14 protein-coding genes are annotated in these 11,692 nt (G+C 64.5%); 13 read left to right on the forward strand and 1 reads right to left on the reverse strand.

Annotation, left to right across the window (positions count from 1 at the left end; genetic code table 11):
- On the forward strand, positions 1-905 hold a 905-nt coding region (locus tag A985_RS23880; RefSeq protein ID WP_017231776.1), incomplete at its 5' end, for a thiamine phosphate synthase.
- A 20-nt stretch (positions 906-925) separates the two neighbouring features.
- Here A985_RS23880 and A985_RS0102115 read toward each other — a convergent pair.
- The gene (locus A985_RS0102115) at positions 926-1,498 is read right to left on the reverse strand and encodes a GNAT family N-acetyltransferase (RefSeq protein ID WP_051060050.1); all 573 of its coding nucleotides are present in this window, start codon (positions 1,496-1,498) and stop codon (positions 926-928) included.
- A 269-nt stretch (positions 1,499-1,767) separates the two neighbouring features.
- On the opposite strand from A985_RS0102115, the gene A985_RS0102120 reads away from it, so the two are divergent.
- The 12 genes from A985_RS0102120 to hisD all read left to right on the forward strand — a co-directional run bounded on the left by A985_RS0102120 (position 1,768) and on the right by hisD (position 11,526).
- Entirely contained in the window at positions 1,768-2,580 is an 813-nt protein-coding gene (locus A985_RS0102120) for an ABC transporter ATP-binding protein (protein ID WP_026131562.1), read from the forward strand.
- Positions 2,577-3,344 (forward strand): lipid asymmetry maintenance ABC transporter permease subunit MlaE, encoded by a 768-nt coding sequence (gene mlaE, locus A985_RS0102125; protein WP_017231779.1) that lies wholly within the window; start codon positions 2,577-2,579, stop codon positions 3,342-3,344. Before A985_RS0102120 ends, mlaE begins: the two co-directional genes overlap by 4 nt.
- A 49-nt stretch (positions 3,345-3,393) precedes the next feature.
- Positions 3,394-3,948, forward strand: coding sequence for an outer membrane lipid asymmetry maintenance protein MlaD (gene mlaD / locus A985_RS0102130; protein WP_017231780.1), 555 nt, complete (start codon positions 3,394-3,396; stop codon positions 3,946-3,948).
- 5 nt (positions 3,949-3,953) lie between these two features.
- Entirely contained in the window at positions 3,954-4,820 is an 867-nt protein-coding gene (locus A985_RS0102135) for a VacJ family lipoprotein (protein ID WP_017231781.1), read from the forward strand.
- 188 nt (positions 4,821-5,008) lie between these two features.
- Positions 5,009-5,629 (forward strand): phospholipid-binding protein MlaC, encoded by a 621-nt coding sequence (locus A985_RS0102140; RefSeq protein ID WP_017231782.1) that lies wholly within the window; start codon positions 5,009-5,011, stop codon positions 5,627-5,629.
- Between the two features lie 4 nt (positions 5,630-5,633).
- Positions 5,634-5,891, forward strand: a complete 258-nt coding sequence (locus A985_RS0102145) for a lipid asymmetry maintenance protein MlaB (RefSeq protein ID WP_017231783.1) — start codon at positions 5,634-5,636, stop codon at positions 5,889-5,891.
- Positions 5,892-6,244: 353 nt separating this feature from the next.
- Positions 6,245-7,171, forward strand: a complete 927-nt coding sequence (locus A985_RS0102150) for an ABC transporter ATP-binding protein (RefSeq protein ID WP_017231784.1) — start codon at positions 6,245-6,247, stop codon at positions 7,169-7,171.
- Entirely contained in the window at positions 7,168-7,935 is a 768-nt protein-coding gene (locus A985_RS0102155; protein WP_017231785.1) for an ABC transporter permease, read from the forward strand. Before A985_RS0102150 ends, A985_RS0102155 begins: the two co-directional genes overlap by 4 nt.
- An 18-nt stretch (positions 7,936-7,953) precedes the next feature.
- Positions 7,954-8,193: a BolA family protein gene (locus A985_RS0102160; RefSeq protein WP_017231786.1), complete on the forward strand. Its 240-nt coding sequence runs from the start codon at positions 7,954-7,956 to the stop codon at positions 8,191-8,193.
- 59 nt (positions 8,194-8,252) lie between these two features.
- Positions 8,253-9,530, forward strand: a complete 1,278-nt coding sequence (gene murA, locus A985_RS0102165) for a UDP-N-acetylglucosamine 1-carboxyvinyltransferase (protein ID WP_232424490.1) — start codon at positions 8,253-8,255, stop codon at positions 9,528-9,530.
- Positions 9,527-10,207: an ATP phosphoribosyltransferase gene (gene hisG, locus A985_RS0102170; RefSeq protein WP_017231788.1), complete on the forward strand. Its 681-nt coding sequence runs from the start codon at positions 9,527-9,529 to the stop codon at positions 10,205-10,207. The genes murA and hisG overlap by 4 nt, the downstream gene beginning before the upstream one ends.
- On the forward strand, positions 10,204-11,526 hold the full coding sequence (gene hisD, locus A985_RS0102175; RefSeq protein ID WP_017231789.1) for a histidinol dehydrogenase: 1,323 nt from the start codon (positions 10,204-10,206) through the stop codon (positions 11,524-11,526). The genes hisG and hisD overlap by 4 nt, the downstream gene beginning before the upstream one ends.
- Positions 11,527-11,692 lie beyond the last annotated feature (166 nt).

An 11,692-nucleotide genomic window follows, 5' to 3' on the forward strand; every position in this document is an offset into this window, starting at 1 on the left:
GGGCGCTGGCGGCGGGACAGGTGGAAGACACCTTGTACACGCACGACACCGTTTATCGCGTTGCGGGCGCGGACGATCCGGCCTTCTTCCCCGCGTTCGCTGCGTTCCTCGACTGCGGATTCGCCCCACACGACGCGCTCGTGCTCGCGCGCGCATGGCGCACCGACGGCAGCCACGCGCGCGCGGCCGATGCCGACACGCTCGGGGCATGGCCGACGGTGCTCGAAACCTTCCCGGTCGTGCTCGGCCAAGTGCCGTCACCCGGCCGGTTCCCGGCCTGCCCGTCACGCCTCGGTCTGTATCCGGTGCTGCCAGATGCCGGTGCTTGCGAGCGCATGGCCGATCTTCAGGTCGGCACCGTGCAGTTGCGGATCAAGGATCCCGCGGATCCGACGCTGCGCTCTGAGATCGAACGGACGGTGGCGGCCGGGCGGCGCGTGATGCACGACAGTGCCTGGTTCATCAACGACCATTGGCGCGAAGCCGCGCAAGCGGGTGCCTATGGCGTGCACCTCGGACAGGAAGATATGGCGGCGCTTTCCGCCGACGAGGTCGCGGCGCTGTTTGCGACCGGCATGCGCCTGGGCATCAGCACGCACGGCTATTACGAGATGCTGGCGGCGCATCACTTCCGGCCCAGCTATCTGGCCGTGGGGGCCGTGTTTCCGACAACCACCAAAGTGATCGCGACCGCCCCGCAGGGACTCGCGAAGTTGGCGCGGTACGTGAAGCTCATCGCGCCGCACTATCCGCTTGTCGCCATTGGCGGCATCGATGCGGACAATCTCGGGCAAGTGCTCGACACCGGGGTGACCAGCGCGGCCGTGGTGCGAGCCGTCACGCAGGCCGTCGATGTGGCGGCGGCGGTGAAGGGAATGCAGCAGGCGTTCGCGCAACGCGCGTGATGTTTGCCGCGCGCAGCCTGTTATAGCGTGCGCGTCATGAACATGGCGCCGTCGCCGTATCCGGCCAACTTCGCGGCCATCTGCGGCGAGGCATCGCTCGTTGCGGCATAACCGAAGCGCGCCCAGAACCCCTGCGATTGCTGCACCGCCACGAGGGCCGACGCGCGCAATCCTGACGACCGTGCCACCGCCAGAGCCGCCGCGTAGAGTGGGCAAGCCACGCCCGCGCCGCGCGTGCGAGGGAGCAGCGCCATGTCGTGCACGTACCAGCAGTCGGCCGCGTCAGGCAGGGCCTTGAGGATGGTGTCCAGTGGCGGCGGGGCGGCCATGCGCCACGGGTGTGTCAGTAGATAGCCGACCACGGACGTATCCGTTGGGCCTGTTCCCTCCGCAACCCAACACGTTGACGGCGACAGCGCATGACGTGAGGCCAATGTCGCTTCCGACTCACGCATCGGACCGACATACGCTGCTGCCTGTACCGTCAGGACTTGGGGAATATCGCAGGATTGCATCGGACGAATCCGAAATTCGATCGTCTCCGTATCTTGCGGCAGAAGGGGATGGAAAGGCGTTTGGGGGGCGCGGGGCATCGGGGTCAACGATTTATTGCGTGAAACGGCGTATTGTAGCAACGGCGCAACACCCGACACCCCCGAGGTCTCGATAAGTCCTTGCTGGCGTTACGTTTTTTGTTCGTTGTGCCGGTCGGCGCGCGACAAGGCGAATGGACGCCGGCCCTGTAGAATGCCGCGGGGCAGCGCCAATCCTCGATTTCGTCCATCGCCGTTGGGCGGCATCAATCGGCATTCCCCCCTATAATTGGCGTTTTGCGCCGCACTATAAGACCCGAAACGTGCCTATCCCGAATCCGGAAAATTTGCTCGAATTGCGCGACGTCAGCTTTGGTTATGGCGAACGATTGGTGCTTTCCGGGTTGAATATGCGGTTCCCCCGCGGCAAAGTCGTTGGGGTGATGGGGGGGTCCGGCTGCGGCAAGACGACCGTGCTGCGCCTGATCGGCGGGCTCGTCCATGCCAGCCGCGGCACCGTCGAATTCGACGGGACCGATGTCGCATCGCTCGACCACGCTGGCTGGTACCGCTTGCGGCGTCGCATGGGCATGTTGTTCCAGTTCGGTGCGCTCTTTACCGACATGACGGTGTTCGACAACGTGGCGTTTCCGCTGCGCGAACACACCCGGCTCGACGATGCGCTCATTCGCGACCTCGTGCTGATGAAGCTCAACGCCGTGGGCCTGCGCGGCGCACGCGACATGAAGCCGGCCGAGATTTCGGGCGGCATGGCGCGACGTGTGGCACTGGCACGCACGATGGCGCTGGACCCGGACCTCATCATGTACGACGAGCCGTTCACTGGGCTCGACCCGATCTCGTTGGGTATCACCGCGAATCTGATCCGCAAGCTCAACGACGCGCTGGGCGCCACGTCCATTATTGTTTCGCATGATGTGACGGAGACCTTTGCCATCGCCGACTACATCTATTTCATTAGCGAAGGGCGCATCGGTGCCGAGGGGACGCCGGAGGCGCTGCGAGCCTCGAATGACCCGACGGTGCGCCAGTTCATCGATGCGCAACCGGACGGGCCCGTAAAATTTCAGTATCCCGCGCCGTCGCTTGCGGACGATTTTGGGATGGGAGCGCGTGCATGATCACGACCCTCGGTAGTTTTGTTCGCGGTCACGTAGAGCGCCTGGGGTACGGTGCGCGAATGTTTTGGCGCGTGCTCGCGTCGAGCGGGGCGATGCTGCGCCGGCCGCGTCTGGTGACCGACCAGATTCATTTCGTCGGCAACTATTCGTTCGTCATTATTGCGGTCTCGGGCCTGTTCGTCGGCTTCGTGCTGGGCCTGCAAGGCTATTACACGCTTAACCGGTACGGCTCGGAACAGGCGCTGGGTCTGCTTGTGGCGCTGTCACTGGTGCGTGAGTTGGGGCCGGTGGTCACCGCACTGCTGTTCGCGGGACGCGCTGGAACCTCGCTCACCGCCGAAATCGGTTTGATGAAGGCAGGGGAGCAATTGACCGCCATGGAGATGATGGCGATCGATCCGATCGCGCGCGTGGTGGCCCCCCGCTTCTGGGCAGGCGTGATCGCCATGCCGATTCTCGCGGCCATCTTCTCGGCGGTGGGTGTGTTTGGCGGTTACCTGGTCGGCGTGAAGTTGATCGGCGTGGACCCCGGCGCGTTCTGGTCGCAGATGCAAGGCGGCGTAGACGTGTGGTCGGACGTCGCCAACGGCGTCATCAAAAGCGTAGTGTTCGGGATTGCCGTCACCTTTATCGCCCTGTACCAGGGATTCGAGGCGCAGCCGACGCCAGAGGGCGTGTCGCGTGCGACCACCCGTACGGTGGTGCAGGCGTCCCTCGCGGTACTCGGTCTCGACTTCCTGCTCACGGCCCTGATGTTCAGCTAACGGGCCTGCGTGCCCGCCAAGACATAGATAGATTGCGCACACTGACACAATGAAAAAACACCCCCTCGACTTCTGGGTTGGCCTGTTCGTCGTTCTCGGCTTCGCAGCGCTGCTGTTCCTCGCGCTCAAGGTGGGCAACATGAGTTCGCTGTCGTTCTCGAGTTCGTATCCGGTGACGGTGCGCTTCGACAACATCGGCGGCCTCAAGCCGCGGGCGCCTGTCAAGAGCGCGGGCGTCGTGGTCGGACGCGTGGCGTCGATCAACTTCGACGACAAGCGGTACGTGGCCGACGTGACGCTCAACATCGATTCGCAATATCACTTCCCGAAGGACTCGTCGGCGAAGATCCTGACGTCGGGGCTGCTCGGCGAGCAATACATCGGGCTCGAGGCGGGCGGCGACGATCAAATGCTCAAGGCCGGTGATACGATCACGCTCACGCAATCCGCAATCGTGCTGGAAAATCTGATCGGCCAGTTCCTGTACAACAAGGCGGCAGATGCCGGGGGCGCCCAACCGGGCGGGGCATCGACCGCACCGGCATCGACCGCACCCGCTGCTTTGCCGGCGTCAGGGGCGGCCACGGCAACCCAAGGAAAATAAAAAAGATGACCCGCTTCCGTACTTCGGCAGTGCTGGCCGCCGGCGCGATGGCGCTGGCAGGGTGCGCGACTGTCACGAATCCGAGTCCCGCCGACCCCATCGAAGGGTTCAACCGTTCGATGTACACGTTCAATGACACGCTCGACAAGACGGTCATGACGCCCGTGGCCAAGGGCTACCGCTTCGCCGTGCCGCAACCGGCGCGCGACATGGTCACGAACTTCTTCTCGAACGTGGGCGATGTGTACAACTTCGCCAACAACCTGCTGCAACTGGAAGTCACGGCTGCCGTGCAGGATCTGATGCGCCTGACGATCAACACCTTCCTCGGTGTGGGCGGTCTGGTCGACTTCGCCACGCCGGCCGGCTTGCCCAAGCACAGCCAGGACTTCGGTGTGACGCTCGGCAAGTGGGGCCTGCCCGACGGCCCGTACCTCGTGCTGCCGGTGCTCGGCCCGAGCACGGTGCGCGACAGCGTCGGCATGGCTGGCAACATGTTCATCGACCCGACGTCGTATATCAATCCGACTTGGGTCAGCTACTCGATCTTCGGCGTTCGCATCGTGAATACGCGAGCGAACCTGCTCGACGCATCGAACCTTCTCGAAGCCGCTGCCCTCGATCCATACTCGTTCACGCGCGATGCTTATCTCGCACGACGCAAGTATTTGATCAATGGCGGGGCCGCGGGCAACGCGGCGTTGCCGAATTACGAAGAGGAAGACGGCGCCGGCGGCACGAACGCGCAGCCGATGCCTGCCTCAGGCGTTCAAGCCGAACCTGCCTCGGGCGTGAAAGCCGAACCGGACGCGCCGCAAGGTTCGCCCGTACCGGGCAAGATCGTGCCGGGCGGATTGCCGTTCCGCCGGTGATCGGCGCGAGTCGCCTGCCGCCAGGCATCGATGCCTCCTGATGACAGGGCGCCCCGCCTTACGGGGCGCCGTTGGCAGGCCTGTCGGGCAACAGTTTGTTACACGACACTGCCGGTATTTCGCGAACTCCAGACACAACACGGGTATCCAATCCCGCAACACCTGTCACTCGAAAGAGGAAGTCCACAATGAAGAAGTTTTGGCTCATTCCCGTCATGGCTTTGATGACGTACACCGCCGCCGGCGCCGCCGTGGCCCAGGCGCAAGCGCCTGACGTTCTGGTCAAGCAGACCGTGAACGAAGTGATGGCCGCCGCCAAGTCCGATCCGAACATCCAGAAGGGTGATCTGAACAGCATCACCAAGCTGGTCGAGCAGAAGATCTTGCCGCACGCCGACTTCGCGAAGACGACGCAGTTGGCGACTGGCGCCGCATGGCGCACCGCTACGCCGCAGCAACGGCAGCAGCTGACCGAGCAGTTCAAGACGCTGCTGCTGCGTACGTACGCGGGCGCCATCGCGCAGATTCGCGACCAGCAGGTCAACTACAAGCCGTTCCGTGGTCAGCCGGGCGACACCGACGCCGTGGTCTATACCGATGTCCTCAACAACGGTCAGCAGATCGAGCTCGACTATCGTCTGTACAAGTCGGCCAGCGGCGAATGGAAACTGTATGACCTGAACGTGCTGGGCGCCTGGCTCATCCAGACGTACCGCAATCAGTTTGCCGAGCAGGTGAACAAGTCGGGCGTCGACGGTCTGATTCAGTTCCTGACCCAGCGCAACCAGCAACTGGCCGGCGGCAAGTAAGCGCATGCTCGCGTTGCAGACCGATCTCACGCACGACACCGCCGGCGACGTCCTCGCGCAGGCCATCGATCGCATCGACGCGGGCGAGACCCAGATCGATTGCGCCGGGCTGAAGCAGTTCGATTCGTCGGCGCTCGCCGTGTTGCTGGCCCTGCGCCGCCACGCGGTTCGGCGTGGTGCGACGTTGGCGTTCACTAACCTGCCAGCGGGGCTGGCCAGCCTTGCGCTGGTGTACGGCGTCGACCAGTTGCTCTCGATCTGATTCGCCTGGCCGGATCGCCGTCCCGCAGGAAAGCGCCGTCTCGCAACGGCGCTTTTTTTATGGGCAATGCGGTGATGCCGGCCGAGCGCGACGCATACCCGGCCCGAAGGGCCTTGCGGGCGTCGCGCCCGTGATCGACGTTTCCCTTGGGGGGCACTGGACAGGGCGTGAGCACGGCCGCCACCGGCTTCCTTTATAATCAGGGGTTTTCTGCCGACTTTTGGGCAGTTACCCTCATCCGGGCACCCACGCCGCCGATATGGCCGCTGCCGCGATCCCAGCGGTTGCGCCCACGCGCGGGCGTGGCCGGAGAATCTATATGGCGCGCTCGCCAATGCGGGTGCGTGCAGTCCATGGCCGCCATCGAAATCCGTAACGTCAAGAAACGCTATCAGGCACTGCAGGCGCTCAAAGGCGTCAGCTTTTCGATCGAAGAAGGGGAATTCTTCGGTCTGCTCGGTCCCAACGGTGCCGGCAAAACCACGCTGATCAGTATTCTCGCCGGCCTCGCGCGCGCGGATGCGGGCAGCGTCAGTGTGCTCGGCCACGACGTGGTGCGCGACTACCGCAATGCCCGCCGCAAGCTCGGCGTGGTGCCGCAGGAACTCGTCTTCGATCCGTTCTTCTCCGTTCGCGAAACGCTGCGTATCCAGTCCGGCTACTTCGGTCTGACGCGCAACGACGACTGGATCGACGAAGTCATGGCGAACCTCGACCTGACCGACAAGGCCGACGCGAACATGCGCCAGCTCTCGGGCGGCATGAAGCGGCGCGTGCTCGTTGCGCAGGCGCTCGTGCATCGCCCGCCGGTGATCGTGCTCGACGAGCCGACCGCCGGGGTCGACGTCGAACTGCGCCAGACGCTCTGGAAATTCATCTCGCGCCTGAACCGCGAAGGCCACACCATCGTGCTGACTACGCACTATCTCGAAGAAGCGGAAGCGCTGTGCGACCGCATTGCCATGCTCAAGCGCGGCGAAGTCGTGGCGCTCGAGCGCACCGCCTCGTTGCTGCAGCGTTTCGCGGGCACGCGTCTCGTGCTGCGCTTCAAGCACGGCACGCTGCCCGACGCACTACGTCCGTTGCTGGTCGACCCGCAAAATACGAGTGGACCTCAGTTCGCGCTGCGTCTGGCGGGCTGCGACGAAGTCGAATCGATTCTCGCCACCTGCCGGGCGGCGGGCTGCATCGTTGAGGACATCGACATCCAGAAGGCCGATCTCGAGGATGTGTTCGTGCAGATCATGTCCGGTTCGCGCGCGCAGGAGGTGGCAGCATGATCGGGGCATGGGTCGGATTCCGCACGCTGTTCTACAAGGAAGTGTTGCGTTTCTGGAAGGTCAGCTTCCAGACCGTGGCCGCGCCGGTGCTCACCGCGCTGCTGTACCTGATGATCTTCGGCCACGTGCTCGAAGACCGCGTGAAGGTCTATGACCAGATCACGTACACATCTTTCCTCGTGCCGGGCCTGGTGATGATGAGCGTGTTGCAGAACGCGTTCGCAAACAGCTCGTCGTCGCTGATCCAGTCCAAGATCACGGGCAACCTCGTGTTCGTGCTGTTGCCGCCGCTGTCGCATTGGGAGATGTACGGCGCGTACGTGCTCGCCGCGGTCGTGCGTGGGTTGTGCGTGGGCGCAGGCGTCTTCGCGGTGACGGTCACGTTCACGCATCTAACGTTCGCCGCGCCGCTGTGGATCATCGGCTTCGCGTTCCTTGGGGCGGCGATTCTCGGCACGTTGGGTCTGATCGCGGGCATTTGGGCGGAGAAGTTCGACCAGCTCGCGGCGTTCCAGAACTTCCTGATCATGCCGGCAACGTTCCTGGCGGGCGTGTTTTACTCGATTCACTCGCTGCCGCCGCTGTGGCAGGCTGTCTCGCACTTCAACCCGTTCTTCTACATGATCGACGGGTTCCGTTACGGCTTCTTCGGTGTGTCCGACGTTGCCCCGCAGACCAGCCTTGCCGTTGTGGGTGCGACTTTTCTGATACTCGCAACCGTCGCGCTGACTTTGCTGCGCCGTGGTTATAAATTGCGTCACTGAACTTCTCTAGGATCGGCCATGCTGCCTACCCCCGAACAAATCAAACAGTACATCGAAGCCGGTCTGGCTTGCGAGCACGTGGCCGTCGAAGGCGATGGTCAGCACTTCTACGCGACCATCGTGAGCGAGCAGTTCGACGGCAAGCGTCTCATCGCCCGCCATCAACTCGTGTACGCCGCGCTGGGCGATCGCATGAAGGCGGAAATTCACGCGTTGTCCATGAAGACCCTCACGCCTGCGGAGTATCGGGCGCAATGAGGATTACGCAAGAAAGCGCCGGCGTCGCCGGCAACGGCGAGACCGCCACCGGCGAGCGCATGGCCGCGGACCACCTGGTGATCGAGGGCGGCGAGCGGCTGGCGGGAGAGATTACCGTATCGGGCGCCAAGAACGCGGCGCTGCCGATCCTGTGTGCGTGCCTGCTGACGGCCGAGCCGGTGGTGCTCGGCAACGTGCCCGATCTGCACGACGTGCGCACCATGCTGACGCTGCTCGCACGCATGGGCGTGAAGGTCGAGCGTCACGGCGAATCAGTGACGCTCGATGCGTCGCAGATCACCGAGCCGGCGGCCCCCTATGAGCTCGTAAAGACCATGCGCGCGTCGATTCTCGTGCTCGGCCCTCTGCTGGCGCGTTGCGGCGAGGCGCGCGTGTCGCTGCCCGGCGGGTGTGCGATCGGAGCGCGACCTGTCGATCAGCACATCAAGGGCCTGCAGAAGATGGGCGCCGAAATCACGCTGACGCACGGCGACATCGTCGCCAAAGCAACGCGTCTGCGTGGTGAGACGCTCGTGACCGACATGATCACCGTCACGGGCACCGAAAACCTGCTCATGGCGGCCACGCTGGCCGACGGCGTTACGGTGCTGGCCAACGCCGCCCGCGAACCCGAAGTGACGGACCTGGCCGAGCTGCTCGTGAAAATGGGCGCGAAGATCGACGGCATCGGCACTGATCGTCTGGTCGTGACGGGCGTGCCGCGCCTGTCCGGCGCGACACACGATGTTGTGCCCGATCGGATCGAAGCCGGCACGTTCCTGTGCGCGGCGGTGGCGACGCGTGGCGATATCACGCTGCATCGCGTTGTGCCGGGTACCCTCGACGCGGTGATCGAGAAGTTGCGCGAAACCGGCGCGAACGTGACGGCCGGCGCGGATTGGCTGCGCGTGACGATGGATCGGCGCGCGCGGGCGGTCAGTTTCCGAACGTCGGAATATCCGGCGTTCCCGACCGATATGCAGGCCCAGTTCATGGCGTTGAATTGCGTTGCCGAAGGGGCATCGCAGGTCGTCGAAACGATCTTCGAGAACCGGTTCATGCACGTGCAGGAGTTGACGCGTCTGGGCGCGAACATCGGCATCGACGGCAACACGGCGCGGATTTCCGGCGTGAATCGCCTGTCGGGTGCGCATGTGATGGCGACCGACCTGCGCGCTTCCGCCAGCCTGATCGTCGCGGGTCTGACGGCCGAGGGCCGCACGCTCGTCGACCGTATTCACCACCTCGATCGCGGCTATCATCGCATCGAGGCCAAGTTGTGCGCCGTGGGTGCGCAAATCCGGCGCGTCGAAGCGCGCCAGGGAGACATTGCATGAATTCCGCCAAGCCCGCCCAGCCGCTTGCTCAACCGCTGACGCTGGCGCTCTCGAAAGGGCGTATCTTTACGGAGACGCTGCCGTTGCTGGCGGCCGCCGGTATCGAAGTCACGGAAGACCCCGAGACCTCCCGCAAGCTGATTCTGCCGACGACGGATCCGAACCTGCAGGTCATCATCGTGCGCGCGACCGACGTGCCGACCTATGTGCAATATGGTGCCGCCGACTTCGGCGTGGCCGGCAAGGACGTGCTCATCGAACACGGCGGCGGCGGTCTGTATCAGCCAATCGATTTGAACATTGCGCGTTGCCGCATGTCTGTTGCTGTACCGAAGGGCTTCGATTACGCGAATGCCGTACGTCAAGGGGCACGTTTGCGCGTGGCGACCAAGTACGTGCAAACGGCGCGCGAGCACTTCGCGGCCAAGGGCGTGCACGTCGACCTGATCAAGCTGTACGGCTCGATGGAGCTGGGCCCGCTCGTGGGTCTGGCCGACGCGATTGTCGATCTGGTGAGCACCGGCGGCACGCTGCGGGCCAACAATCTGGTGGAAGTGGAAGAGATCATGGAGATCTCCTCCCGCCTCGTGATCAATCAGGCTGCACTCAAGTTGAAGCGCGAGTCGTTGCAGCCTATTCTGGATGCCTTCGAGCGGGCGTCCCGGCAAACAGCATGAAACTCGATATTCGCAAACTCGATTCCTCCGCCGAAGGCTTCGCGGCGCAGCTTCGCGATGTCCTGGCGTTCGAGGCGAGCGAAGACGCCGCCATCGATCGTGCGGCGGCCGACATTCTCGCCGACGTGAAGGCGCGCGGCGATGTGGCCGTCATCGAATACACCAACAAGTTCGACCGCTTGAGCGCGACGGACATGACGGCGCTGGAGCTGCCCGCCGAAGCGCTGGCGGCTGCGCTCGAGAGCCTTGAGCCGAAGCGTCGCGCGGCGCTCGAGGCCGCAGCGGCCCGCGTGCGCGCCTATCACGAGAAGCAGCGCATCGAGTGCGGCAGTCATAGCTGGCAATACACCGAGCCGGACGGCACGATGCTGGGCCAGAAGGTCACGCCGCTCGATCGGGTGGGTATCTATGTGCCGGGCGGCAAGGCGGCTTATCCGTCGTCGGTGCTGATGAACGCCATTCCGGCGCGTGTGGCGGGGGGGAAAGAGATCGTCATGGTGGTGCCCACGCCGGATGGCGTGCAGAACCCACTGGTGCTCGCCGCCGCGCAAATCGCCGGGGTGGACCGCGTGTTCACCATCGGTGGCGCACAGGCGGTCGCCGCGCTGGCCTATGGCACCGCAACGGTGCCGGCCGTCGACAAGATCGTCGGGCCGGGCAACGCGTTCGTGGCTGCCGCCAAGCGCCGCGTGTTCGGCACGGTCGGGATCGACATGATTGCCGGGCCGTCAGAGATTCTTGTCATTTGCGACGGCACGACCGATCCCGACTGGGTCGCGATGGACTTGTTCTCGCAGGCGGAACACGACGAACTCGCGCAGTCGATCCTGTTGTGCCCGGACGCCGCGTATCTCGCGCGCGTGCACGCTTCGCTGGAGCGCCAGATCGACGAGATGCCGCGCCGCGAAGTGATTGCCGCCTCGTTGCGAGGCCGCGGCGCGCTGATCAAGGTGCGCGACATGGCCGAAGCGTGCGAGATCGTCAACGTGATCGCGCCGGAGCACCTCGAAATCTCCACCGAAACCCCGCAGCAGTGGGGCGACAAGATTCGCCACGCCGGCGCGATCTTCCTCGGCAAGTTCACGAGCGAGAGCCTGGGCGATTACTGCGCCGGTCCCAACCATGTGCTGCCGACGTCGCGCACGGCGCGGTTCTCGTCGCCGCTGGGCGTGTACGACTTCATCAAGCGTTCGAGCCTGATCGAAGTGAGCGAGGGTGGTGCCCGCATGCTTGGCGAGATCGCCGCGGAATTGGCTTACGGCGAAGGCCTGCAGGCGCACGCGCGCAGCGCCGAATACCGTCTGCATCGCGAGTCCTGAGATGCGCGACGACGCCCTGCGGCCCGCGTATTGTCCAACGACGTCGGCCACCGCTCGGCGTCGGCCCCGTGCCATCGCGCTGTCCCCGGGGTCGTTGTCGTGGCCGCTGCCGGCCCGCCTCGCGCGCGCTGTGCGCAGAGTGGCTGTCGTGTGCGCCCTCGCGGCT

The organism is Pandoraea sp. B-6, from assembly GCF_000282835.1.
GTDB classification, from domain to species: Bacteria; Pseudomonadota; Gammaproteobacteria; order Burkholderiales; family Burkholderiaceae; genus Pandoraea; species Pandoraea cepalis.